Origin of the sequence: Streptomyces sp. NPDC018693 (assembly GCF_044391385.1) — a bacterium.
GTDB lineage: Bacteria > Actinomycetota > Actinomycetes > Streptomycetales > Streptomycetaceae > Streptomyces.
This window is the reverse complement of sequence record NZ_JBIRZZ010000004.1, coordinates 330,170-353,054: the sequence shown is the minus strand read 5'-3', so window position 1 is coordinate 353,054 and position 22,885 is coordinate 330,170. Positions and strand designations below refer to the sequence as shown.

Annotated in this window: 18 protein-coding genes and 1 pseudogene; 15 read left to right on the top strand and 4 right to left on the bottom strand. The window is 73.9% G+C overall.

All coding sequences use genetic code 11. The features are described 5' to 3' along the window. Positions 1 to 127 precede the first annotated feature (127 nt). Together ACH5AC_RS13550 and ACH5AC_RS13545 are read right to left on the bottom strand one after the other, a co-directional pair. Positions 128 to 877, bottom strand: coding sequence for a hypothetical protein (locus ACH5AC_RS13550; RefSeq protein WP_398861909.1), 750 nt, complete (start codon positions 875 to 877; stop codon positions 128 to 130). Positions 878 to 1,034: 157 nt separating this feature from the next. Further along, the gene (locus ACH5AC_RS13545; protein WP_398861908.1) at positions 1,035 to 2,708 is read right to left on the bottom strand and encodes a PucR family transcriptional regulator; all 1,674 of its coding nucleotides are present in this window, start codon (positions 2,706 to 2,708) and stop codon (positions 1,035 to 1,037) included. Positions 2,709 to 3,076: 368 nt separating this feature from the next. Between ACH5AC_RS13545 and ACH5AC_RS13540 the strand changes: the two genes are divergently transcribed. From ACH5AC_RS13540 to ACH5AC_RS13515, 6 genes are all read left to right on the top strand, one after another. Continuing rightward, positions 3,077 to 3,967 carry an FAD binding domain-containing protein gene (locus tag ACH5AC_RS13540; RefSeq protein WP_398861907.1) on the top strand — a complete coding sequence of 297 codons (891 nt, stop codon included), beginning with the start codon at positions 3,077 to 3,079 and terminating at the stop codon, positions 3,965 to 3,967. Beyond that, positions 3,967 to 4,551, top strand: a complete 585-nt coding sequence (locus ACH5AC_RS13535; protein ID WP_398861906.1) for a (2Fe-2S)-binding protein — start codon at positions 3,967 to 3,969, stop codon at positions 4,549 to 4,551. Before ACH5AC_RS13540 ends, ACH5AC_RS13535 begins: the two co-directional genes overlap by 1 nt. Before the next feature lie 2 nt (positions 4,552 to 4,553). Further along, on the top strand, positions 4,554 to 6,941 hold the full coding sequence (locus tag ACH5AC_RS13530; RefSeq protein ID WP_398861905.1) for a xanthine dehydrogenase family protein molybdopterin-binding subunit: 2,388 nt from the start codon (positions 4,554 to 4,556) through the stop codon (positions 6,939 to 6,941). A gap of 172 nt (positions 6,942 to 7,113) precedes the next feature. Continuing rightward, the gene (locus tag ACH5AC_RS13525; protein WP_398861904.1) at positions 7,114 to 8,571 is read left to right on the top strand and encodes an NCS2 family permease; all 1,458 of its coding nucleotides are present in this window, start codon (positions 7,114 to 7,116) and stop codon (positions 8,569 to 8,571) included. A gap of 40 nt (positions 8,572 to 8,611) precedes the next feature. Further along, positions 8,612 to 9,763: an XdhC family protein gene (locus ACH5AC_RS13520; protein WP_398861903.1), complete on the top strand. Its 1,152-nt coding sequence runs from the start codon at positions 8,612 to 8,614 to the stop codon at positions 9,761 to 9,763. A gap of 171 nt (positions 9,764 to 9,934) precedes the next feature. Further along, complete coding sequence (locus ACH5AC_RS13515; RefSeq protein WP_398861902.1) at positions 9,935 to 10,837, top strand: TIGR03619 family F420-dependent LLM class oxidoreductase; 903 nt, start codon at positions 9,935 to 9,937, stop codon at positions 10,835 to 10,837. Between the two features lie 7 nt (positions 10,838 to 10,844). Here the strand turns inward: ACH5AC_RS13515 and ACH5AC_RS13510 are convergent, their stop codons facing one another. Both ACH5AC_RS13510 and ACH5AC_RS13505 read right to left on the bottom strand, forming a co-directional pair. Further along, positions 10,845 to 11,285: an SRPBCC family protein gene (locus tag ACH5AC_RS13510; RefSeq protein WP_398861901.1), complete on the bottom strand. Its 441-nt coding sequence runs from the start codon at positions 11,283 to 11,285 to the stop codon at positions 10,845 to 10,847. A gap of 23 nt (positions 11,286 to 11,308) precedes the next feature. Further along, positions 11,309 to 12,145, bottom strand: a complete 837-nt coding sequence (locus ACH5AC_RS13505; RefSeq protein WP_398861900.1) for a polysaccharide deacetylase family protein — start codon at positions 12,143 to 12,145, stop codon at positions 11,309 to 11,311. Between the two features lie 135 nt (positions 12,146 to 12,280). Here ACH5AC_RS13505 and ACH5AC_RS13500 point away from each other — a divergent pair, with 135 nt between their 5' ends. The 9 genes and pseudogenes from ACH5AC_RS13500 to rfaE2 form a co-directional block, all read left to right on the top strand. Next, on the top strand, positions 12,281 to 13,243 hold the full coding sequence (locus ACH5AC_RS13500; RefSeq protein ID WP_398861899.1) for a UDP-glucuronic acid decarboxylase family protein: 963 nt from the start codon (positions 12,281 to 12,283) through the stop codon (positions 13,241 to 13,243). Between the two features lie 227 nt (positions 13,244 to 13,470). Next, entirely contained in the window at positions 13,471 to 15,096 is a 1,626-nt protein-coding gene (locus tag ACH5AC_RS13495) for a carbamoyltransferase (RefSeq protein WP_398861898.1), read from the top strand. 347 nt (positions 15,097 to 15,443) lie between these two features. Further along, the gene (locus ACH5AC_RS13490; RefSeq protein WP_398861897.1) at positions 15,444 to 16,427 is read left to right on the top strand and encodes a glycosyltransferase family 2 protein; all 984 of its coding nucleotides are present in this window, start codon (positions 15,444 to 15,446) and stop codon (positions 16,425 to 16,427) included. Between the two features lie 536 nt (positions 16,428 to 16,963). Next, positions 16,964 to 17,560 (top strand): D-glycero-alpha-D-manno-heptose-1,7-bisphosphate 7-phosphatase, encoded by a 597-nt coding sequence (locus tag ACH5AC_RS13485; RefSeq protein WP_398861896.1) that lies wholly within the window; start codon positions 16,964 to 16,966, stop codon positions 17,558 to 17,560. After that, positions 17,557 to 18,543: a glycosyltransferase family 9 protein gene (locus tag ACH5AC_RS13480; protein WP_398861895.1), complete on the top strand. Its 987-nt coding sequence runs from the start codon at positions 17,557 to 17,559 to the stop codon at positions 18,541 to 18,543. The genes ACH5AC_RS13485 and ACH5AC_RS13480 overlap by 4 nt, the downstream gene beginning before the upstream one ends. Continuing rightward, complete coding sequence (locus ACH5AC_RS13475; protein WP_398861894.1) at positions 18,540 to 19,472, top strand: glycosyltransferase; 933 nt, start codon at positions 18,540 to 18,542, stop codon at positions 19,470 to 19,472. The genes ACH5AC_RS13480 and ACH5AC_RS13475 overlap by 4 nt, the downstream gene beginning before the upstream one ends. Further along, positions 19,469 to 20,713 (top strand): glycosyltransferase, encoded by a 1,245-nt coding sequence (locus ACH5AC_RS13470; RefSeq protein ID WP_398861893.1) that lies wholly within the window; start codon positions 19,469 to 19,471, stop codon positions 20,711 to 20,713. Before ACH5AC_RS13475 ends, ACH5AC_RS13470 begins: the two co-directional genes overlap by 4 nt. Before the next feature lie 79 nt (positions 20,714 to 20,792). Continuing rightward, positions 20,793 to 21,374, top strand: a complete 582-nt coding sequence (locus ACH5AC_RS13465) for an SIS domain-containing protein (protein WP_398861892.1) — start codon at positions 20,793 to 20,795, stop codon at positions 21,372 to 21,374. A gap of 1 nt (position 21,375) precedes the next feature. Further along, positions 21,376 to 22,728: pseudogene (gene rfaE2 / locus ACH5AC_RS13460) on the top strand (D-glycero-beta-D-manno-heptose 1-phosphate adenylyltransferase); the annotation flags it as partial. Positions 22,729 to 22,885: the final 157 nt, after the last annotated feature.

Sequence of the window (22,885 nt, the reverse complement as noted above, 5' to 3'; positions counted from 1 at the left end):
GTGGGGGGGGGGGGGGGGGGGGGGGGGGGGGGGGGGGGGGGGGGGGGGGGGGGGGCGGCCCCCCCCCCCCCCCACCCCCCACCGACCCTTGAGCGGCCTCGTCCTCAATCGCCGGACGGGCCAATGCTCATGCCGCTTCCGCCAACTGCCCCGCCAACCACGTAGGAACACCCCCCAGCAGCCGGAACAGCCGCCGCGCCTCCTCCCGTAGCCTCGACGCCTCCGGCTCGGTCTCCGCGTCCGCCAGGGACACCAGCGCCGGGGCCGTGCCCACCAGGTAGCCCAACTCCTCGCGGATCCTGAGGGATTCGGCGAAGCCGTGCCGGGCCTCGGCCAGCTCGCCCTCTCGCAGGGCGAGTCCGGCGAGATGGCGCCAGGTGAAGGAGAGCAGCAGCAGATCGCCGTGGGCGGTGGCGCCCGCATGGGCGCGGTGGAAGGCGGCGCGCGCGGCCTGGGGGACCTCGGCGAGGTTCTGGGCGACCAGTCCCCTCCGGAAGTCCAGCAGCGCCCGGCCCGCCGCGCCCGGCGGGATCAGCGCCGCCGCGCGGCCCAGCGCGGCCCGCGCCTCGTCGGCCCGGTCGCGTACGCCGAGCAGGGTGGCGGCGTACGCCAAGTACCCGCGTTCACAAGCGGCCGCGCCGCGCTCCTCGTCGGTGTGCGCCAGCGCCTCCGCCGTACGCAGCGCGTCCTCCGCGTCCGGCCAGCCCTGTTCGGTGTAGAGGCACCGCTCGACGAGCAGCGCCGCCCGTTGCAGGGCGGCCGGGGCGGTGTTCCCCGGGAGCAGGGCGGCCGCGTCCACCCAGCAGGCCCGCGAGCGCAGCCGCCACACCGCGGTCTGGAGCGGATCGTCACCAGGGGTCGTTCCCGTACCAGACATGGCGGACTCCGCCACATTGCCCTCCCCATAGCGCACCATTGAGCTCTTGAGTGGTGGCCGCATCTCAGCACGAATCGGCGGTCCCGGCCAAGGGTATGGGTGAAATTTTTCACAAAGTCGTGGGACTGTGTCGTGGGACGGCGGGTCCGCACAGCTTTCAGCTCATGCGCAGCGCCAGGAAGAAGTCGAGCTTGTCCTCCAGGCGGGAGAGGTCCCGGCCCGTCAACTGCTCGATGCGGCCCACGCGGTAGCGCAGTGTGTTGACGTGCAGGTGGAGCCGGGTGGCGCAGCGCGTCCAGGAGCCGTCGCAGTCGAGGAACGCCTCCAGGGTGGGGATCAGTTCGGCGCGGTGGCGGCGGTCGTAGTCCCGCAGCGGGTCCAGGAGGCGGGCGGTGAAGGCGCGGCGGACGTCGTCGGGGACGAAGGGCAGCAGGAGGACGTGGGAGGCCAGTTCCTGGTGGCCGGCGGCGCAGACCCGGCCCTGGCGGGCGGCGGCCACCCGGCGGGCGTGCCGTGCCTCCTCCAGCGCCCCGCGCAGCCCCTCCGCAGAGTGCACGGCCGCGCTCACGCCCAGCGTGACCCGGCCGTCGCCGTCGAGGCCCGCCGACAGCGGGTCCCGTACGGCAGCCAGCAGGGCGTCGGCGAGGACGCCGGTCTCGGAGCCGTCGTGCTCGCTCGTCACCGCGGGCAGCGGGACCAGTGCGATCGCCTCCTCGCCGGAGTGGGCGACGGCGATCCGGTCGGAGGGGTCGGGGCCGGTGGACCGGGGGTCGACCAGGATCTCCTCCAGGAGGGACTGGGCCACCGGGCCGGCCTCCGCCTCCCCGTCCTCCCATTCGACGCGGGCCACGACCACCTGCCAGTGCGGGGCTGCGCCCAGGCCCGGCAGCAGCACCGGCGCCGCCACCCGCAGCCTGGCCGCGATCTCGGCGGGGGCCGCGCCCGTCTGGACCAGCTCCAGGACCTCCTGGGCGAGGCGGCGGCGGACCGTGCGGGCCGCGTCGCGGCGGTCGCGTTCGACCGCGATCAGCTGGGTGACGCCCTGCAGCAGGTCCAGGCGCTCCTCCGCCCAGTCCCCGGCGTCCGCCTCGACGGCCAGCAGCCAGTCCGACAGCGCGCTCTCGCGGACGTCCCGCGCGGCCTGCGGGTTGCGGCCGCCGCTGCGGACCGGGAACAGCGAGTACGTCGAGGTGCCCACGACGACCCGGTACGGGTCCCTGCGGCCCGTGCGCACCGCCGACAGGTGCTCCGCCGTGAGCCGGGCGCACACGTCGGCGGGCAGGCCGGGGCCCGCCGTCCTGGGGCCCGCGATCAGCCGGCCGGTGGGGGACAGCACCCAGGCGCGCAGGTCCAGGTCGGAGCCGAGCAGGTCCAGGACCACGTCCGGGCCGCCGCCCGCCGGACCCGAGGTCATCATCCGCCGGTGCCGGTCCACGACCGCCGCGAGGTCCCCGGCGCGCTCGCCGCTGACCTGCCGTACGACATGCTCGGTGATCGTCGCGAACGCCACCGACTCGTGCACCGCGAACAGCGGCAGCCGGTGCCGGGCGCAGGCCACCGCCAGGTCGTCGGGCACATCCCCGAGCTCGGCCTCGCCGGCCGCCAGCGCGGCCACCCCGGCCTGCACCAGGAGCCGTACGAAGGGCTCGGAGTCGTCGGCGTCCCGGCGCCACGCCAGGCCCGTGAGGACCAGCTCACCGCCGGACAGATAGCGGCTGGGGTCCCGCAGGTCCGTCGTCATCACACCGCGCACGGTGCGGTCCAGCTCGTCCTCGCCGCCGAGCAGCCGCAGCCCCAGCGCGTCGGTGTCCAGCAGTGCGCGCAGCCGCATTCTCGTCGCCGCCGTTCTTTGTCTCGAAACCTACGATGAAGGGTGAGGGGAGTCAGGGCACGGGGCCCGGTCGGAGGGGGCCCCGGCCGCCGGACGGAGCGGCCGTGAGCTGCACTCTTCGCCTGCCTGGATGTTTCCTACGTTTCCACAGGACAACAGGGAGGTTTCCGATGGCCTCCGTTCATACGAATCTACAAGATGACCTCGTTGGCCAGCCAACTCCTTCATGGTTTCGGTGACTGACCCCGCTGGAGTACGGCGCTGTGTACTGGCTCCACTCCGCGTGAACACCAGATGAACGAGCCGGGCCCGCCGCACCAGATCTGGCTCGATCCGTACGACCCACGAGACCAAGAAGAGAGCCGGTCATGGACTTCCTTCGCCCCGCCAGCTGGCAGGAGGCGCTCGCCGCGAAGGCCGAGCACCCCACCGCTGTGCCGATTGCGGGTGGCACCGACGTGATGGTCGAGATCAACTTCGACCACCGGCGGCCCGAGTACCTGCTCGACCTGAACCGCGTCGGCGACCTCTACGAGTGGGAGGTCGGCGAGGACAGCGTGCGGCTCGGCGCCTCCGTCCCCTACACGAAGATCATGGAGCACCTGCGCGCCGAGCTCCCGGGCCTGGCGCTCGCCTCGCACACCGTGGCCTCCCCGCAGATCCGCAACCGCGGCGGCGTCGGCGGCAACCTCGGCACCGCCTCCCCGGCCGGCGACGCCCACCCCGCCCTGCTCGCGGCGGGCGCCGAGGTCGAGGTCGAGTCGGTGCGCGGCAGCCGTCGTATCCCCATCGACGACTTCTACACCGGCGTCAAGCGCAACGCGCTCGCCGCCGACGAGCTGATCCGCGCCGTGCACATCGAGAAGGCCGACGGGCCGCAGCAGTACTCCAAGGTGGGCACCCGCAACGCCATGGTCATCGCGGTGTGCGCCTTCGGGCTCGCACTGCACCCCTCGTCGCGCACGGTCCGTACCGGCATCGGCTCCGCCGCCCCGACGCCCGTCCGGGCGAAGGCCGCCGAGGACTTCCTGAACGCCGCGCTGGAGGAGGGCGGCTTCTGGGACAACGGCGAGATCATCACCCCGTCGGTCGCCAAGCAGTTCGCGGACCTGTGCGCGGCCGCCTGCAACCCGATCGACGACGTCCGGGGCACCGCGAGCTACCGCCGCCACGCGGTCGGCGTCATGGCCCGCCGCACGCTGACCTGGACCTGGGAGTCGTACCGCGGCGCCCGCCGCGCTTCGGAGGGAGCTGCGTAATGCGTGTGAACTTCACCGTCAACGGACGCCCGCAGGAAGCCGACGACGTCTGGGAGGGCGAGTCCCTGCTGTACGTCCTGCGGGAGCGCCTCGGGCTGCCCGGCTCCAAGAACGCGTGCGAGCAGGGCGAGTGCGGGTCGTGCACGGTCCGGCTGGACGGCGTCCCGGTGTGTGCGTGTCTGGTCGCCGCCGGTCAGGTGGAGGGCCGTGAGGTCGTCACCGTGGAGGGGCTGGCGGAGTACGCCAAGGAGCGCGCGTGCGGATCCTCTTGCGGGACCACGCTCGACGAGGCCAAGCAGTGGCAGGCCAAGGGGACCGACTCCCGGACCGGCGAGGGCAGCCCCTCCCCGCGTGCGACGCTCTCCCCCATCCAGCAGGCGTTCATCGACGCCGGCGCCGTCCAGTGCGGCTTCTGCACGCCCGGCCTGCTGGTCGCGGCCGACGAGATGCTGGAGCGCAACCCGAACCCGACCGACGCGGACATCCGCGAGGCACTGTCGGGCAACCTGTGCCGCTGCACCGGCTACGAGAAGATCATGGACGCGGTCCGCCTCGCGGCCGCCCGGCAGGGAGAGGCGGTCTGACGATGTCTTCTCCCAACGGCACCCCCACCCAGATCACCCAGGGCTCGCAGACCAGGGGCGGCATCGGCGAGTCCACCCTCCGTCCCGACGGCACCCTCAAGGTCACCGGCGAGTTCGCGTACTCGTCCGACATGTGGCACGAGGACATGCTGTGGGGCCAGATCCTCCGCTCGACCGTCGCGCACGCCGAGATCGTGTCCATCGACACCGGCGAGGCCCTCGCCCTGCCCGGCGTCCACGCCGTCATGACGTACGACGACCTGCCGACCGAGGTGAAGAACTACGGCCTGGAGATCCAGGACACCCCGGTCCTCGCCCACGGCAAGGTCCGCCACCACGGCGAGCCGGTCGCGATCGTCGCCGCCGACCACCCGGAGACCGCCCGCCGCGCCGCCGCCAAGATCAAGGTGGAGTACCGCGAACTGCCGGTCGTCACCGACGAGGCGTCCGCGACCGCCCCGGACGCGATCCTCGTCCACGAGCACCGCGACGACCACCACAGCGGCCACGTCCCGCACCCCAACATCGTGCACCGCCAGCCGATCGTGCGCGGTGACGTGGCGGCGGCTCGGGAACGCGCCGACGTGATCGTCACGGGCGAGTACACCTTCGGCATGCAGGACCAGGCGTTCCTCGGCCCCGAGTCCGGCCTCGCGGTGCCGGAGGAGGACGGCGGCGTCCACCTCTACATCGCCACCCAGTGGCTGCACAGCGACCTGCGCCAGATCGCCCCGGTCCTCGGCCTGCCCGAGGAGAAGGTGCGGATGACGCTGGCCGGAGTCGGCGGCGCCTTCGGCGGGCGGGAGGACCTGTCGATGCAGATCCACGCCTGCCTGCTGGCCCTGCGCACGGGCAAACCCGTCAAGATCGTCTACAACCGCTTCGAGTCGTTCTTCGGGCACGTCCACCGCCACCCCGCCCGGCTGCACTACGAGCACGGCGCCACGAAGGACGGCAAGCTCACCCATGTGAAGTGCCGGATCGTCCTGGACGGCGGCGCCTACGCCTCCGCCTCCCCGGCCGTCGTCGGCAACGCCGCCTCGCTGGGCATCGGCCCGTACGTCGTCGACGACGTCGAGATCGAGGCGCTCGCCCTCTACACCAACAACCCGCCCTGCGGCGCCATGCGCGGATTCGGCGCGGTCCAGGCGTGCTTCGCCTACGAGGCGCAGATGGACAAGATCGCGAAGCAACTGGGCATGGACCCGGTGGAGTTCCGGCAGCGCAACGCGATGGAGCAGGGGACCATCATGCCGACCGGGCAGCCGGTCGACTCCCCGGCGCCGGTCGCCGAACTCCTGCGCCGCGTCAAGGCGATGCCGATGCCGCCGGAGCGCCAGTGGGAGTCCAGCGAGGGCGCCGACGTACGGCAGCTGCCCGGCGGTCTGTCCAACACCACCCACGGCGAGGGCGTCGTACGCGGTGTCGGCTACGCGGTCGGCATCAAGAACGTGGGCTTCTCCGAGGGCTTCGACGACTACTCCACCGCGAGGGTGCGCATGGAGGTCATCGCCGGCCGGCCCGTCGCCACCGTGCACACCGCGATGGCGGAGGTCGGCCAGGGCGGTGTCACCGTCCACGCGCAGATCGCCCGCACCGAGCTGGGTGTCACCCAGGTGACCATCCACCCGGCGGACACCCGGGTGGGCAGCGCCGGTTCCACGTCGGCCTCCCGGCAGACCTACGTCACCGGCGGCGCCGTCAGGAACTCCTGCGAGCTGGTCCGCGAGAAGGTCCTGGAGATCGGCCGCCGCAGGTTCGGCTCCCACCACCCGGCCTGGGCCACGGCGGAGCTGCTGCTGGAGGGCGGCAAGGTCGTCACCGACGGCGGCGAGGTCCTCGCCGACCTGGTGGACGTCCTGGAGGACGAGAGCGTCGAGGTCGAGGCCGAGTGGCGGCACCGTCCCACCGAGCCCTTCGACCTGCGCACCGGCCAGGGCAACGGCCACGTCCAGTACTCCTTCGCCGCGCACCGCGCCGTCGTCGAGGTCGACACCGAGCTCGGCCTCGTCAAGGTCATCGAGCTGGCCTGTGCCCAGGACGTCGGCAAGGCGCTCAACCCGCTCTCCGTCGTCGGCCAGATCCAGGGCGGCACGACCCAGGGCCTGGGCGTGGCGGTGATGGAGGAGATCGTCATCGACCCGAAGACCGCGAAGGTGAAGAACCCCTCCTTCACGGACTACCTGATCCCCACCATCCTCGACACGCCGACCATCCCCGTCGACGTGCTCGAACTCGCCGACGAGCACGCCCCGTACGGGCTGCGCGGCGTCGGCGAGGCGCCGACCCTGTCGTCCACACCGGCGGTCCTGGCCGCCATCCGCGACGCGACCGGACTGGAGCTCGACCGCACCCCGGTGCGACCCGAGCACCTGACCGGAACCGCCTGACAGACCCTCCGGGCGGCGCACGGAACGTCACACACTCCGCGCCGCCCGGAGCACTCACGATCGTTCGTCTCGGGCCGTCCCCCGGGTCGTGCGGCCGAAGCACCTTCCCAAATCCCGCAGCCATCACGGTGGCCGGTGCGGGTGCCCCTTTGAACCTTGGGAGTAGGCCCACATGACCCAGCAGTCCCTTGAGCCGAGGAGCACAGCCGACGACGCGGGCGAAGGCTCCCGCGTCCCGGCCGGCAGATCCTGGCTCGACCGGTACTTCCACATCTCCCGTCGCGGATCCACGGTCGCCCGCGAGGTGCGCGGCGGCGTCACCACCTTCATGGCGATGGCGTACATCCTGCTGCTCAACCCGCTGATCCTGTCCGGCGAGGACGCGGCGGGGACGACCCTCGGACAGAAGGCCCTGATCACCGCCACCGCGCTCGCCGCGGCCGCCAGCACGCTGCTGATGGGCTTCTTCGGCAAGGTGCCGCTCGCCCTCGCCGCCGGCCTCTCCGTCTCCGGCGTGCTCGCCTCGCAGGTCGCCCCGCAGATGACCTGGCCGCAGGCCATGGGCATGTGCGTGATGTACGGCGTGGTCATCATGCTGCTGGTCGTCACCGGCCTACGCGAGATGATCATGAACGCGATCCCGCTCGCGCTCAAGCACGCCATCACCATGGGCATCGGCCTGTTCGTCGCCCTGATCGGCTTCTACAAGGCCGGCTTCGTGCACAAGGGCGAGGGCACCCCCGTCACCCTGGGCCCGGCCGGTGAGCTGGCCGGCTGGCCGGTGCTGCTCTTCGCGGTCACCCTGCTCGCCGTCTTCATGCTCCAGGCCCGCGGCATCCCCGGCGCGATCCTGATCGGCATCGTCGGCGGCACCCTGCTCGCCGTCCTGCTCAACGCGCTGGACGTCATCGACGCCGAGCAGTGGGCCGGCGGCGCCCCCGAGCTGCACGGCAGCGCGGTGTCCATGCCGGACTTCTCGATCTTCGGGCAGGTCGAGTTCGGCGGCTGGGGCGAGGTCGGCGCGATGACCGTCGGCATGATCGTCTTCACGCTCGTCCTCGCCGGCTTCTTCGACGCGATGGCGACCATCATCGGCGTCGGCACCGAGGCCGGGCTCGCCGACGACAAGGGCCGGATGCCGGGCCTGTCGAAGGCGCTGTTCATCGACGGCGCGGGCGGTGCGATCGGCGGTGTGTCGGGCGCGTCCGGCCAGACCGTGTTCGTGGAGTCGGCGACGGGCGTCGGTGAAGGTGCCCGTACCGGACTGTCCTCGGTCGTCACCGGCCTCTTCTTCGCGGCCTGTCTGTTCTTCACCCCGCTGACCGCGATCGTGCCCGGCGAGGTCGCGGCAGCCGCGCTGGTCGTCATCGGTGCGATGATGATGATGAACGCCCGGCATGTCGACTGGGCGGACCGGGCCACCGCGATCCCGGTGTTCCTCACCGTCGTGATCATGCCGTTCACCTACTCGATCACGGCGGGTGTCGCGGCCGGTGTCATCTCCTACGTGGCCATCAAGGCCGCGCAGGGCAAGGCGCGGGAGATAGGGGCGTTCATGTGGGCCCTGACCGCGATCTTCCTGGTGTTCTTCGCCCTCGACCCGATCGAGGGCTGGCTGGGCGTCCACTAGCCGTCCCCCGCACGCACCCGTTGCTCAAGGAGACCGAGAGATGTTGGACATCGCCGAGGAACTGAACCGGTGGGTCGAGCAGGGCCGTGACTTCGCCGTCGCCACCGTGGTGGCCGTCGGCGGCAGCGCGCCCCGCCAGCCGGGCGCCGCCCTCGCGGTGGACGCCGACGGCACGGCGGTCGGCTCGGTCTCCGGCGGGTGCGTCGAGGGCGCGGTGTACGCACTGTGCCAGCAGGCGCTGCAGGACGGCGACATCGTCCTCGAACGCTTCGGCTACAGCGACGACGACGCCTTCGCCGTCGGCCTGACCTGCGGCGGCGTCATCGACGTACTCGTCACCCCGGTCCGGGCGGGCGACCCCGCCCGGCCGGTGGCCGCCGCCGCGCTGGCGGCCGCCGCGCGCGGCGAGGCGGCGGCGCTGGCCCGGATCGTCACCGGGCCGCGGGACCTCCTCGGCCGGGCCGTGCTCGTCCGCCCCGACGGCTCGCACGAGGGCGGCTTCGGCGGACACCCGGAGCTGGACCGCACGGTGGTCGGCGAGACGGCCGCCTTCCTGGACGCGGGCCGCACCGGCACCCTGGAGATCGGCGCAGAAGGCTCCCGCTGCGGCGCCCCGCTCACCCTCCTCGTCGAGTCCTCCGTCCCCCCGCCCCGCATGATCGTCTTCGGCGCGATCGACTTCGCGTCGGCACTGGTGCGGGTCGGCAAGTTCCTCGGCTACCACGTGACGGTGTGCGACGCCCGCCCCGTCTTCGCGACGAAGGCCCGCTTCCCCGAGGCCGACGAGATCGTCGTCGAGTGGCCCCACGAGTACCTCCGGCGCACGGACGTCGACCCCCGGACCGTCCTGTGCGTGCTCACCCACGACGCGAAGTTCGACGTACCCCTGCTCCAGCTCGCCCTGCGCCTGCCGGTCGCCTACGTCGGCGCCATGGGCTCCCGCCGCACCCACCTCGAGCGCAACGCCCGCCTGCGCGACGTCGGCGTCACCGACCTGGAACTGGCCCGCCTGCGCTCCCCCATCGGCCTCGACCTCGGCGCCCGCACACCCGAGGAGACGGCCCTGTCCATCGCCGCGGAGATCATCGCCAACCGCCGCGGCGGCAGCGGCGTCTCCCTCACCGGCGCGCACACCCCGATCCACCACGACCCGGGGGAGCGGCCCGCGGGGCGGATCGGGTCGGTGGCCTAGGAGCGTCGCCGGAGGTGGCGCCGCTCGGTGGTACGGTCGCCGGGGTGCGCCTCAACTGCTGTGTCCGCTAAGCCAATTGGGGCGGCTGACCGAGAGCCCGGCCAGTAGTTGTGGCGACGACGCACCGATCCGGCCGCCGGGTCCCGGCAGCCATCCGGTAAGGAACGATCCGTGAAGATCGGTTTCGCCCTCCCGCAGTTCCACCGGCAGGCATCGGGCATGGCCCGGGTCGCCGAGTTCGCACAGGAGGCCGAGAAGGCGGGCGCCGCGAGTCTGTGGGTGAGCGACCGCAACCTGGCCGCCGTCCGTCCGAAGATCGGCTACGGCGGGCAGGGCACCACCATTCCCGCGGAACTCAACGCGGCCGCCGACCCGTTCGTCCTGCTCGGCATCGCCGCGAGCGCCACCGAACACGTCCTGCTCGGCACCCATGTGCTGATCGCCCCGCTGTACCCGCCGGTCCAGCTGGCCCGGCAGCTGACCAGCATCGACCTGATCAGCGGAGGCCGGCTGCTGCCCGGCTTCGGCATCGGCTGGTCGCCGGAGGAGTACGAGGCGGCGGGCCTGGACTTCACCCGCCGGGGCGCCAGGATGAACGAACTCCTCGACGCCCTCGACGCCATCTGGACCACGGACCCGGCCGAGTACCACGGCGAGTTGCTCTCCGTGCCGCTGCACCACGCACCGCTCAAGCCGGCCCGCGACCCCCGCCCGCCGTTCTACCTCGGCGCCCTGTCCGAGCGGGCGCTGCGCCGCGTCGCCGAACGCGGTGACGGCTGGCTGCCGCTGGTCGTCGTCCCCGACTACGTGGACATCGACGGCCTGGTGGCGCAGCGCGCGACCGTCGACCGCCTCGCACGGGAGGCGGGCCGGGACCCGTCGGCGATCGACACCGTCCTGCGGGTCAACATCGCCGCAGGCGCCACGACGCGGCAGGTCGCCGACACGATCAAGGCGGTTCACGAGCGCACCGGAGTCGACCACTTCGCGGTGGACTCCCTGTACGTGGCCCACAGCGTCGACGCCTCCCTCGCCCACGCCACCGAACTGATGGACCTTCTCGACAAGGGCTGAGGCACCGTCAGGGGCGGCGCAGCAGCGCGTTCACCGCCCGGCCGAACACCGAGCGTGCCGCCGCCCCCAGGAGCGGGTCGGCGGCGGACGGCAGGAGGCGGACGCGCAGGTCCTCGCGCCACAGGACGCGGGTGCGGCCGCCGGGGCCGGGGCGGACCTCGATCTCCGCCCAGCCGCGGATCAGGCGGCCGCGCTTGTCCAGGCGGCACAGGCCCGGTTCACCGTCCGTCGGGGGACGCCAGACGGTGACCTCCATGCGGTCGTCGAAGGCGAGCGGCCCGATCCCCGAACGGGCCACGAACTCGGTGCCCTCCTGGGTGGGCGGGGCGGTGAGGACGCGGACCCGGGTCAGCGGCATGACGTCGCCGTGCCGAGGCCAGTGGGTGAGGCGGCGCCAGGTCTCGTCGAGGGGGAGCGGGGCCGTGCGTTCGAGATGGAAGATGACCACGGGGTGATCGTAGGGAATCCGCGTCAGCGGTAGACCTCGCCGGGCTCGGCCTTCCCCGGTGCCAGCAGCTGAGGGACCGTCACGAAGACGTAGCCGCGTGCCTTGAGGGCGTCGATGATGCCGGGCACGGCGGGCACGGTCCCGTCGTAGATGTCGTGCAGCAGGATGATGCCGTCCCGGTCGGCCTGGTCGAGGACGCGGCGCTGGATCAGGGCCGAGTCGGTCGTCGTGTAGTCCTTGGCGGTCACCGTCCACAGCACCTCCGCCAGGCCCAGCTCGCTGCTGATCCGGTGCACGGTGTCGTTCGTACGGCCCTGGGGCGGGCGCATCAGGGTGGGGCGGCGGCCGGTGAGGCGCTCTATCTCCTCGTTGGGGCGCCGCAACTCCTCGCGTATCTCGTCCGGTTCGAGTTCGGTCAGGATGCGGTGGGTCCAGGTGTGGCTGGCCACCTCGTGGCCCTCGTCGGCCATGCGTACGACCAGTTGCGGGTAGGTGTCGATGTGCCGCTTGCCCAGCAGGAAGAAGGTCGCCGGGACCTGCTTGTCCTTCAGGATGTCCAGCAGCCCGGCGGTGTGCTTGCCCGGCCCGGCGTCGAAGGTGAGCGCGATGCACTTGGCCTCGCGGCAGTCGACCGTGCCGAAGCGGCCCTGCGCGGTGGGCTTGGCGTCGGCGCGGACGCCGCTCGGAGCGGTGGAGTCGAGGCCGCCGCACCCGGTCAGGGCGAGCGCCAGGCAGGCGGCGGCCGCGCCGGTGCGCAGGGCGTGGAACCGACGGCCCGGCCGGCGCATCTTTCTGGGCGGCTGGAGTGGCCCGGTCGGACTGGTCGACCTGGTCGCGAACTTCGTGATCAGAGAAGGCATGCCGCGACTATACATAGCGATTATACGCCTGCTGTATAGTGGCTGACCTGCGCCTATGAGGCGATGGCATGTGAGCTCTGTGCAGGGTTACTCGCGCCGACACGTAAGTGAGAGGCGACAGCGAGGAGGCCACCCATGAGCGAACGCACCTGGCGCCGGGCACTGGTGACCGGCGGTGCCGGATTCGTCGGATCCCATCTGTGCGAACGGCTGCTCGACGCCGGCGCCGCGGTCGTCTGTCTCGACAACCTCGCCACCGGCTCCCGCGCCAACATCGCCGACCTCGAAGGCCACGACAGCTTCCGCTTCCTGCTCGGCGACGTCACCGACCCGGCGGCCTGGCGGGTCCTGCACGACCGCTTCGACCTGGTCCTGCACTTCGCCTGCCCCGCCTCGCCCGCCGACTACCTGCGGCTGCCGCTGGAGACACTCGACGCCGGCAGCATCGGCACCCGCCACGCCCTGGAGCGCGCCCACGCCGACGGCGCCCGCTTCGTCCTCGCCTCCACCTCCGAGGTCTACGGCGACCCGCTCGAACACCCGCAGCGCGAGGACTACTGGGGCAACGTCAATCCGATCGGACCCCGCAGCGTCTACGACGAGTCCAAGCGCTTCGCCGAAGCGCTGGTCAGCGCCCACCACCGGGCGCGCGGCACCGACACCGCCATCGTCCGGCTCTTCAACACGTACGGCCCCCGGATGCGCACCGGCGACGGCCGCGCCGTCCCCGCCTTCGTCGCCCAGGCCCTCGACGGCGTCCCGCTGACCGTCGCCGGCGACGGTGGCCAGACCCGCTCGCTCTGCTACGTCGACGACACCGTCGAGGGTGTCCTCGCCCTGGCCGCCTCCGCCGAGCCCGGGCCCGTCAACATCGGCGGCGAGGAGGAGATCACCGTGCTGGAGCTGGCCCGCCGGGTGATCGACCTGACCGGCTCCGCCTCCCGCATCCGCTTCGTCGAACGCCCCGTCGACGACCCCGCCCGGCGCCGCCCCGACACCAGCCTCGCCCGCGAGCGGCTCGGCTGGACGCCCCGGGTGGGCTTCGAGGAGGGGCTGGAGCGCACCGTCGGCTGGTTCACGCGGGCCGAGGCGGCCTGAGCGGCGGTCTTCACCGGCAGTAGGTCCTGACCGGCAGTGTTCACCGGCGGTAGGTCCTGACCGGCAGTCTTCACCGATGGTAGGCACAGCACCGCAGACGGTGAGAATTCGCCCCGTTTTCGGCCGAAGTGTGCCCGAGTTGTCTCCAAGTGTTTGAGACAGCCGTCAGCTGGCACCCGCGAATCCCACGGCGCGCACCAGCCACCCGGGACGGACGGAGTCACGCCATGCGCATCCTCGGCATCAACGCCCTCTTCCACGACCCCGCCGCCGCCCTCGTCGTCGACGGGCGGGTGGTCGCCGCCGCGGAGGAGGAACGCTTCAGCCGCCGTAAGCACGGCAAACGACCCGTGCCGTTCTCCGCCTGGGAACTGCCCGAGCAGTCGGCCCGCTGGTGCCTGGAGCACGGCGGTGTCCGGGCCGTCGAGCTGGACGCCGTGGCCTACTCCTTCGACCCCCGGCTCGCCCGCCCGGCCGCCGAGATGGGCCTGCACGACCCCTGGGACGCGCTGCGCCTGGAGTACGCGCGCCGCGCCCCCGAGTTCCTCGCCGAGGCGCTGCCCGGCCTCGACCCCGACCGGGTCGCGCACGTCCCCCACCACGTGGCGCACGCCGCCTCCGCCGGACCGGCCTCGCCGTACCCGGACAGCGCGGTCCTCGTCCTCGACGGCCGGGGCGAATGCGCCAGCCACCTGGCCGGCCGCTACCGCGACGGCAAACTCGACACGCTCGCCGCGCAGCGGCTGCCGCACTCCCTCGGCCTGGTCTACGAGGAACTCACCGCCCACCTCGGCTTCCTGCGCAGCAGCGACGAGTACAAGGTCATGGCCCTCGCCTCCTACGGCACGCCCCGCTTCCTGCCCGAACTGCGCCGGCACGTCCATGCCACCGGCGACGGCGGCTTCCGCGCCCACGGCGTCGACTGGGCCGCCCTCGCACCGGCCCGCGCGCCGGGCGAGCCCTGGACCCGGGACCACGCTGACCTCGCGGCCAGCACCCAGGCCGTCCTGGAGGAGACCCTCCTCGACCTCGTGCACTGGCTGCACCGCACGGCCGGGGGCGACGCGCTCACCCTGGCCGGCGGGGTCGCGCTGAACTGCGTCGCCAACTCCAGGATCGCCGCGCGCGGGCCGTACGGGCATGTGTGGGCCCAGCCCGCCTCCGGCGACGCCGGCACCGCGCTCGGCGGCGCCCTCCACCTCGCCGAGAACCCGCAGCCCATGCCCGGCGCGGACCTCGGGCGTGGCTGGAGCGACGAGGAGCTGCGGGCCCGGCTCGACGCGGCCGCCGTACCCTACGAGCGGCCCGACGACATCGCCGAGACCGTCGCGGAGGAGCTGGCCCGGGACGGCATCGTGGCGTGGTTCCAGGGCCGCAGCGAGTACGGGCCGCGCGCCCTCGGCCACCGTTCCCTGCTGGCGCACCCCGGGCGGGCGGAGAACCTGGAGCGGCTCAACTCGGTCAAGGGCCGGGAGGAGTTCCGGCCGGTGGCCCCCATGGTGCTCGCCGATCGCGCCCACGAACTCTTCGCCGGCCCGCTGCCCAGCCCGTACATGCTCTTCGTGCACGAGGTCGCACCGCCGTGGCGTGAGCGCATCCCGGCCGTCGTCCACGTCGACGGGACCGCCCGCATCCAGACCGTCGCCGAGCGCCAGGAACCGCTGGTCGCCCGCATGCTCGCCGCCTTCGAACGGCGCACCGGTCTCCCCGTCGTCGTCAACACCAGCCTCAACACCGCCGGCCGCCCCATGGTCGACGACCCCCGCGACGCCCTGGAGTGCTTCGGTTCCGCCCCGGTCGACCTCCTGGCGATCGGGCCGTACGCGGTGCGGAGGGGGAGGGCCTACGCATGAACGACACGGTTGGCGCCGCTTTTGCCCGCGGCATGCGCAGTGCCTCCGGCGAGGCTCCTGGCCGGGAGGTGAGGGCCGCGTTCGGCGGGCCTTGCCGCGTGGTGGCTGACGCTGTCGGTCGTGTGTCGGGTGATGCCCTCGGTGGTGTGGCTGGACCTGTGTCGGGTGACGCCCCCGGGGGTGCGGCCGGGCCGGCGGCGGTTGGCTCCGGTGGGGGCTCGGAGGGGGGTTCGAGGGAGGGGCGGGCCTCCGGTGACGATCCTGGTCGGGGGCCGAGTCGGGGCGTGCGTGAAGCAGCCGGTCGGGGGGCCGGTGATGCCGCGCGGGTGCCCGAGTACGCCGTTGTCGTGCCGACTCTCGTGCGGGACACGCTCGCCGACTGTCTCGGGGCGCTCGTCGCCGCGCTCGGGCCGAAGCCGGAGGCGATCGTGCTGGTCGATGACCGGCCCGCGCCGGAACCCGGTGCACTGGAGCACCCGTTGAGCGTGCTCGGGGATCTGCGGGAGCGTGCCACCGTGCTGCCGGGTGGTGGCCGGGGGCCCGCCGCCGCCCGGAACACCGGGCTGCGGGCGGTCACCTCGCCCTGGGTCGCCTTCCTCGACGACGACGTGCAGGTCGGCCCGCACTGGTGCGAGCAACTCGTCCAGGACCTCGCCGAGGCCGCCCCCGACACGGCCGGCGTCCAGGGTGTCCTCGCCGTACCGCTGCCAGGGGAGCGCCGGCCCACCGACTGGGAACGCACCACCGCCGGACTGGCCCGCGCGCACTGGATCACCGCCGACATGGCCTACCGCACCGACGCCCTGCGCCAGGTCGCCGGCTTCGACGAACGCTTCCGGCACGCCTTCCGCGAGGACGCGGACCTCGCCCTGCGCCTCCTCGACGCGGGCTGGCGCATCCGGCAGGGACGCCGCACGACCCGGCACCCCGTGCGCCCCGTCGACCGCTGGGTCAGCCTGCGCAACCAGCGCGGCAACGCCGACGACGCGCTGATGCGGCGGCTGCACGGGCCCGACTGGTGGGAGAAGGCGGTGGCGCCGCGCGGCCGGATCCGTGCCCACCTCGCGATCACCGGCGCCGCGCTGACCGCCTGCGGCCTGGCGGCGGCCGGCCGGCCCCGGGTCGCAGCGACCGCGGGGCTCGCCTGGGCGCTGGGCACCGGCGAGTTCGCGTGGGTCCGGATCGCGGCCGGCCCGCGCACCCTGCACGAGGTGAACACCATGCTCGCCACCAGCGTCCTCATCCCCCCGGCCGCCGCCTGGCACCGCCTGCTCGGCACCTGGCGGCACCGAGCCGCGGGCCCCTGGCCGGAGCGACAGGAGGCGTCATGAACCGACCCGCCATGAACCGCCCCGCCGCGAACGGGGCCCGCGCCGCCCGCGTCACCACCGGGCGTGCTCCGGCACCGACGCGGTCCGCCCTCGACATCCGGCCCGACGGGAGGCGGTCACCGGCCGTGCCTCCCGCCCCGCGTCCGACCGCCGAGCCGGAGCAGGTGATCGCGCCGACCGGTTGGTCGGACGGGGGTCAGTTGTCGGGCGTCCCTCCGGCCGCGTGCCCGGCCGCCGAGTCGGGGCCGATGATGGCGCTGGTCGGTTGGTCCGGCGGGGGTCAGTTGTCGGGTGTTCGTTCGGCCGTGTGGCGGGTTGTCGAGTCGGGGTCGGTCGTGGGTCTGGGCGGTCGGTTTGACGCGCGGTCGCCTGTCGCGTGTTCGGCCGCCGAGTCGGGGCCGGTGGTGGCGCCGGTCGGTTGGTCTGGCGGGGGGCAGTTGTCGGGTGTTCGTTCGGCCGTGTGGCGGGTTGTCGAGTCGGGGTCGGTCGTGGGTCTGGGCGGTCGGTTTGACGCGGGGTCGCCTGTCGCGTGTTCGGTGGGCGGGTCGGGGGCGGTCGACGCCCCGGTCGTTCGGCCCGGTGTTCCGCCCGGCTCTGTCGCAGTCTGCGACGCCGTCCTGTTCGACCGCGACGGCACCCTCGTCGAAGACGTCCCCTACAACCCCGACCCCGCGCGGGTCCGCCCGCTCCCCGGTGTCCGGGAGGCGCTGGGGCTGCTGCGAGGTCAGGGGGTCGCCATCGGTGTCGTCAGCAATCAGTCGGGGGTCGCGCGGGGGCTGCTCAGCCGGGAGCAGGTGTGGCGGGTCAATGAGCGGGTCGAGGAGTTGCTGGGGCCGTTCGACGTGTGGGCGGTCTGTCCGCATGGGCCGGACGACGGCTGCGGCTGCCGCAAGCCCCGGCCGGGGCTGGTGCTGCGGGCGGCCGGGTGGCTGGGCGTGCTGCCCGGCCGGGTCGTCGTGATCGGTGACATCGGCTCCGACGTGGAGGCGGCCCGCCGGGCGGGGGCGCGCGGGATCCTCGTGCCCACCGCGCAGACCCGCCCCGAGGAGACGGCGACGGCCCCCGTGGTGGCGCCGGACCTCCTCACCGCCGTACAGGCCCTGCTGCGGCCCGCGCACCGGAGGCCGCGATGAGGGCCCTGGTCAGCCGGCTCGACAGCTTCGGTGACGTCCTGCTCGCCGGACCCGCCATCCGTGCCGTCGCAGCCCGCGCCGACACCGTCACCCTGCTGTGCGGGCCGCTTGGCGCCCCGGCCGCACGGCTGCTGCCCGGCGTGGACGAGGTGCTGGTCTTCCGGGCGCCCTGGTCCGGGTTCGAGCCGCCGCCCGTGCGCCCAGCCGAGGTCGAGGAACTGCTCGCGGCCGTCGACGCCGACACCGCGCTGATCCTCACGTCCTTCCACCAGTCCCCGCTGCCCACCGCCCTCCTGCTGCGCCTGGCGGGGGTCACCCGGATCGCCGCCGACAGCGAGGACTACCCGGGGTCGCTGCTCGACGTCCGCCACCACCGCGCCCCGCACGCCCATGAGGTGGAGGCCGCCCTCGACCTGGCCGAGGCCGCCGGGTTCCCGCGGGTCGACGACGGGCGCCTGCGGATCCTGCCCCCGCCCGACACCAGCGACCTCACCGGCCCGCCGCCCTACGTCGTCCTGCACCCCGGCGCCAGCGTCCCGGCCCGCGCCTGGAGCCCCGCCCGGTGCGCGGACGCGGTCCGCGAACTCGCCGACGCCGGACACCGCGTGGTGGTCACCGGCGGCCGCGGGGAGCGGGAGCTGACCGGCCACGTCAGCGGCGCCGACGGCCTCGACCTGGGCGGCCGCACCGGCGCCGCCGAACTCGCCGGGGTGCTCGCCCGCGCCGACGCCGTCATCACAGGCAACACCGGGCCCGCCCACCTCGCGGCAGCGGTCGGCACGCCCGTCGTCTCCCTGTTCGCCCCCGTCGTACCGGCCGAACGCTGGCGGCCCCACGGCGTTCCGTACGTCCTGCTGGGAGACCAGGACGCCCCCTGCGCCGGCACCCGTGCCCGGCACTGTCCCGTCCCCGGCCACCCCTGTCTGGACTCCGTGACCGCACACGACGTCCGGCTCGCGGTGGAGAAGGTGAGTCAGGCATGAGGATCCTGATCTGGCATGTGCACGGCTCCTGGACGACCTCGTTCGTGCAGGGCCCGCACACCTACGTCGTCCCCGTCACCCCCGACCGCGGCCCCGACGGCCGTGGCCGCGCCCGCACCTGGGACTGGCCGGACAGCGTCGTCGAGGTGCCACCGGAGCGACTCAGGGACGCGGACATCGACGTCGTCATTCTGCAGCGACCCCATGAACTCGCCCTGGTCGAGCGGTGGTTGGGGCGCCGCCCGCCCCTCGTCTACGTCGAGCACAACGCCCCGCACGGCCAGGTGCCCGACACCCGCCACCCGGCCGCCGACCTGCCCGGCGTCACCCTCGTCCACGTCACCCACTTCAACCGCCTGATGTGGGACAACGGCCCCGCCGAGACGGCCGTCGTCGAACACGGGATCGTCGACCCCGGCCCGCGCTGGACCGGCGAGCTGCGCCGGGCCGCCGTCGTCGTCAACGAACCGGTGCGGCGTGGTCGTACGACAGGCACCGACCTGCTGCCCGTCTTCGCCGAGGCCGCGCCGCTGGACGTCTTCGGCATGGCCACCGACCGCCTCTGCATCCCGGGGATCACCACCCACGAACTGCCCCAGCACGAGCTGCACACCCAGATGGCCCGCCGCCGCGTCTACCTCCACCCCGTCCGCTGGACCTCCCTGGGCCTGTCGCTGCTGGAGGCCATGCACCTGGGCATGCCCGTGGTCGCCCTCGCCACCACCGAGGTGACCGAGGCGGTGCCGCCGGGCGCCGGGGTGGTCTCCAACCGCATCGACGTACTGACCGACGCCGTACGGGACTTCGTCGCCGACCCGCTGCACGCCCGCGTGGTCGGCGAGGGCGCACGCGCCGCGGCGCTCTCCCGCTACGGACTGACCCGCTTCCTGAACGACTGGGAGCGGCTGCTGAAGGAGGTGACCCGATGAGGATCGCCATGGTGTCCGAGCACGCGAGCCCCCTCGCCGCGCTCGGCGGTCCCGACGCCGGGGGCCAGAATGTCTACGTCGCCCGCCTCACCGAGGAGTTGGCGCGCCGCGGCCACGACGTCACGGTCTACACCCGGCGCGACTCCACCGACCTGCCCGACCGGGTGGAGCTGCCCGGCGGCGCGGTCGTCGAACATGTGCAGGCCGGGCCGCCCGACCCCATCCCCAAGGACGAACTCTTCCCGTTCATGCCCGGGTTCGGCGCCCGGCTGGCCCGCGCCTGGCAGCGCGAACGGCCCGACGTGGTGCACGCGCACTTCTGGATGTCCGGCATGGCCTCACAGATCGGCGCGCACCCGCACGGCATCCCCGTCGTGCAGACCTTCCACGCCCTCGGCACCGTCAAGCGGCGCCACCAGGGCCGCCGCGACACCAGCCCGTACGAACGCATCGGCGTCGAGCGGCAGATCGGCCGCAGCTGCGGCCGCGTCCTGGCCACCTGCACCGACGAGGTCTACGAACTCGTCGACATGGGCGTGCCCACCGGGCATGTGTCGGTGGTGCCCTGCGGAGTCGACGCGGAGCACTTCCGGCCCGACGCCCGCGGCACCGGCCTCCCCGCCCGGCACGAACGCCACCGGCTGCTGTCCTGCGGGCGCCTCGTGCGCCGCAAGGGCTACGACCGTGCCATCCGCGCCCTGACCCGGCTGCCGCACACCGAACTCGTCGTCGCCGGCGGGCCCCCGCCCGAGCTGCTGGACACCGACCCCGAGGCCGAACGCCTGCTGCGGTTCGCCGAACGGGCCGGTGTCGGCGACCGGGTGCGGTTGCTCGGCGCCGTCGACCCCGCCCGTATGCCCGCGCTGATCCGCAGCGCCGACCTGGTGCTGTGCACGCCGGTGTACGAGCCGTTCGGCATCGTCCCGCTGGAGGCCATGGCGTGCGCGGTGCCCGTCGTCGCCACCGATGTCGGCGGCCACCGCGACACCGTCGCCGACGGCGCCACCGGCCGGCTCGTCGCGCCCGGCGACGCCTGGGCCGTGGCCGACGCGGTGCGTGAACTCCTCGCCGACGAACGGCTGCGCCGCCGCTACGGCGCGGCGGGCCGCGAACGCGTCCTCGCCCGCTACACCTGGCGGCGCGTCGCCGACGGCGTGGAGCAGGTCTACGGGCAGGCGGTCGCCGGCCGCACGGTGTCCTCGGTGTCGTCGTCCTCCGCCTCGTCCTCGGAGGTGGCGTGATGGGTTGCGTGACGACCGCGCTCTCATCGGGCGGAGTGCCGCCAGGTGTGGCGGCGACCGAGTTCCCGGAGGTGGCGCCATGAGTGTCCAGGCCACCGCCGCCGTCGCGCACTGCGACGAACTCACCGAGGCGCTTCGGCACTTCCGCGCCGCCGCGTACCTCACCGAACGCTGGGGCGAGCGGCTCGCCGAGGTGCTCGGCGCGGGCGGCCGGCTGCTGGCCGCGGGCAACGGGGGCAGCGCCGCCCAGGCCCAGCACCTGACCGCCGAACTCGTCGGCCGCTACCGCGACGACCGGCCGCCGTTCTCGGCGATCGCCCTGCACGCCGACACCTCCAGCACCACCGCCATCGCCAACGACTACGGCGTCGACGAGGTGTTCGCCCGCCAGGTCCGCGCCCACGGACGCCCCGGCGACGTCCTGGTGCTGCTGTCCACGTCCGGAGCCAGCGCCAACCTGCTGTCCGCCGCCGACGCGGCCCGCACGGCCGGCCTGCGCGTGTGGGCGCTCACCGGGCCCGCGCCCAACCCGCTGATGGCGGGCTGCGACGAGGCGCTGTGCGTGGCGGGTACCTCGGCGGCGACCGTGCAGGAGATCCATCTGGTGGCCGTGCACATGATGTGCGCCGCGTTCGACGCGGCCCTGGAGCGGCGGAGGTGACATGACCGGTATGACCGCAAGGAAGACCCCGCTCGTCGTGGTCGGGGACGCGCTGCTCGACCGCGACCTCACCGGTACGGCCGACCGGCTCGCCCCCGACGCGCCGGTGCCCGTCGTCGCCGACTGCGCGGAACGGCTGCGCCCGGGCGGCGCGGCCCTGACCGCGTACCTCGCGGCGCGGGACGGCCGCCCGGTGACGCTGATCGCGGGCGTGGGCGACGACGAGGCGAGCCGGGCCCTGGTCCAACTGCTCGGTGACCACGTCGAGGTGATTCCCCTGCCGCTCACCGGTGCGCTGGCGGAGAAGACCCGGGTGCTGGCCCGGGGCCGCCCGGTCGTCCGCCTCGACGCCGGCTCCGGGCGGGTGGCGGCGGCGACCGACGCGGCTCGCGAGGCGCTGCGCCGGGCCCCGGCCGTGCTGGTCTCCGACTACGGCCGGGGCGCCGCCGACGCCGTACGGGATCTGCTGGCCGAGCGTCCGCCGCTGGTCTGGGACCCGCACCCGCGCGGCGGGCCGCCGGTGCCGGGGACCCGGCTGGTGACCCCCGCCGAGAAGGAGGCCCAGGCGCTCACCGGGGAGCCGGAGGGGCTGCGCGGTGCCGCGCGGGGCGCCGCCCGTCTCGTAAAGCGGTGGCGGGTCGGGGCGGTCGCGGTGACCCTCGGGCCGCGTGGGGCGCTGCTGTCGTACGGCGATCACCCGCTCCTGGTCCCGGCCCCCGCCGCGCACGCCGGCGATCCGTGCGGCGCCGGCGACCGCTTCTCCGGCGCGGCGGCCGCGCTGCTGGCCGACGGCACGCTGATCGGGGAGGCGGTGGAGGGGGCGGTGCGGGCGGCGACGGAGTTCGTGGGCGCCGGGGGAGCGGGTGCGGCACTCCGAACTCCCCTCCACCGCCGACCCGTTGACGACCCCCGCGCACTGATCGCCGACGTCCGTGCCCGGCACGGCACCGTCGTCGCCGCCGGCGGCTGCTTCGACCTGCTGCACGCCGGACACGTCGGCCTGCTCCAGGCGGCCCGGCGCCTCGGCGACTGCCTCGTGGTCTGCGTCAACTCCGACGCGTCGGTACGCCGCCGCAAGGGGGCCGGCCGCCCGGTCAGCCCCCTTGCCGACCGCGTCCGCGTCCTGCGCGCCCTGTCCTGCGTCGACGCGGTCGCCGTCTTCGACGAGAACACCCCCGAACGGCTCCTCTCCGACCTCCGCCCCGACATCTGGGTCAAGGGCGGCGACTACGCGGGCGCCGACCTCCCCGAAGCGGCCCTCCTCCAACAGTGGGGCGGCCAGGCGGTCCTCCTGCCCTACCTGGCGGGGAGGTCGTCGACGGCCCTCATCGAGCGCGCGGCGGAGGGCGTGTCGGCGGGACCGGCACGGCCTTCCGGGGAGACGTCGGCGCCCGGGGAGGGGGAAGGTGCCGGGGACCGGGACTCCGCGGAGGGCCCCTCGCGAAGTGGGCGGCCGGGGACGGCGCGGCCTGCGGCGGGCGCGCCGGGGCCCGGGAAGGCGCAGGTCGCTG

Excerpts from the sequence above, each read along its gene's own strand:
- ACH5AC_RS13550 (WP_398861909.1), bottom strand. The coding sequence starts at position 877 with ATGTCTGGTACGGGAACGACCCCTGGTGACGATCCGCTCCAGACCGCG.
- ACH5AC_RS13545 (WP_398861908.1), bottom strand. The coding sequence starts at position 2,708 with ATGCGGCTGCGCGCACTGCTGGACACCGACGCGCTGGGGCTGCGGCTG.
- ACH5AC_RS13540 (WP_398861907.1), top strand. The coding sequence starts at position 3,077 with ATGGACTTCCTTCGCCCCGCCAGCTGGCAGGAGGCGCTCGCCGCGAAG.
- ACH5AC_RS13535 (WP_398861906.1), top strand. The coding sequence starts at position 3,967 with ATGCGTGTGAACTTCACCGTCAACGGACGCCCGCAGGAAGCCGACGAC.
- ACH5AC_RS13530 (WP_398861905.1), top strand. The coding sequence starts at position 4,554 with ATGTCTTCTCCCAACGGCACCCCCACCCAGATCACCCAGGGCTCGCAG.
- ACH5AC_RS13525 (WP_398861904.1), top strand. The coding sequence starts at position 7,114 with ATGACCCAGCAGTCCCTTGAGCCGAGGAGCACAGCCGACGACGCGGGC.
- ACH5AC_RS13520 (WP_398861903.1), top strand. The coding sequence starts at position 8,612 with ATGTTGGACATCGCCGAGGAACTGAACCGGTGGGTCGAGCAGGGCCGT.
- ACH5AC_RS13505 (WP_398861900.1), bottom strand. The coding sequence starts at position 12,145 with ATGCCTTCTCTGATCACGAAGTTCGCGACCAGGTCGACCAGTCCGACC.
- ACH5AC_RS13500 (WP_398861899.1), top strand. The coding sequence starts at position 12,281 with ATGAGCGAACGCACCTGGCGCCGGGCACTGGTGACCGGCGGTGCCGGA.
- ACH5AC_RS13495 (WP_398861898.1), top strand. The coding sequence starts at position 13,471 with ATGCGCATCCTCGGCATCAACGCCCTCTTCCACGACCCCGCCGCCGCC.
- ACH5AC_RS13480 (WP_398861895.1), top strand. The coding sequence starts at position 17,557 with ATGAGGGCCCTGGTCAGCCGGCTCGACAGCTTCGGTGACGTCCTGCTC.
- ACH5AC_RS13475 (WP_398861894.1), top strand. The coding sequence starts at position 18,540 with ATGAGGATCCTGATCTGGCATGTGCACGGCTCCTGGACGACCTCGTTC.
- ACH5AC_RS13470 (WP_398861893.1), top strand. The coding sequence starts at position 19,469 with ATGAGGATCGCCATGGTGTCCGAGCACGCGAGCCCCCTCGCCGCGCTC.
- ACH5AC_RS13465 (WP_398861892.1), top strand. The coding sequence starts at position 20,793 with ATGAGTGTCCAGGCCACCGCCGCCGTCGCGCACTGCGACGAACTCACC.